Annotated in this window: 1 pseudogene; it reads right to left on the bottom strand. The window is 64.5% G+C overall.

The window, feature by feature from the left end:
• A pseudogene (locus ACSNOK_RS34175) lies at positions 1-276 on the bottom strand (YggS family pyridoxal phosphate-dependent enzyme); the annotation flags it as partial.

The following is a 276-nucleotide window of genomic DNA, read 5'->3' as shown; positions in this document are numbered from 1 at the left end:
CCCTTCTGCTGCTCTTCGCCAATGTTCACCTGCACATAGGCCTGCGGGAGATGTCCAGCCCTCTCACCCGCCGTCACCAAGGCCTGGAGGAGCGAGGCGCGGTCGAGCGAGTGGATGACGTCGAACGATTCGACCGCGGCGTCCGCCTTGTTCGACTGCAGCTGGCCGATGCAATGCAGCCGGACATCGGGGTAGCGTGCCTTCATTGCCGGCCACTTGGCCTGCACTTCCTGCATCCGGTTCTCGCCGAAATCCCGGTGACCCGCTGCGATGAGC

The sequence above is a fragment of the Streptomyces sp. URMC 126 genome (assembly GCF_051386555.1).
Lineage (GTDB): Bacteria > Actinomycetota > Actinomycetes > Streptomycetales > Streptomycetaceae > Streptomyces.
The sequence above is the reverse complement of the archived record's forward strand: the minus strand, read 5'-3'. Positions and strand labels throughout refer to the sequence as shown.